1 protein-coding gene is annotated in these 265 nt (G+C 65.3%); it reads right to left on the reverse strand.

The features are described 5' to 3' along the window. On the reverse strand, nucleotides 1-265 hold a 265-nt coding region (locus SB764_RS41160; protein WP_410866919.1), incomplete at both ends, for an FAD-dependent oxidoreductase.

Below are 265 nucleotides of genomic sequence, written 5' to 3' on the forward strand. Positions count from 1 at the left end.
GTGAGACCGGCCTTCACAGCCAGTTCGGCGCGAGGCCGAGCGCCGATGCCCACCACCAGCGTACCGGCTTTCAGGATTTCACCGGTACTGAGGGCCAGAACGACACCATCGCTGTCACCGGATAGCCGCTCGATACCGGCGCCGCACACGATTCGCACGCCGTTGCCTTGGTGAAGCGCCTGGACCTTTGCGGCGATCTCCTCAGGCACGCCCCGCATCAGAATGCGCGGCAATGCCTCGATGACGGTGACCTCAAGGCCGCGCT

Origin of the sequence: Paraburkholderia sp. SIMBA_027 (assembly GCF_046535315.1) — a bacterium.
In the GTDB taxonomy this organism is placed as follows: domain Bacteria; phylum Pseudomonadota; class Gammaproteobacteria; order Burkholderiales; family Burkholderiaceae; genus Paraburkholderia; species Paraburkholderia tropica.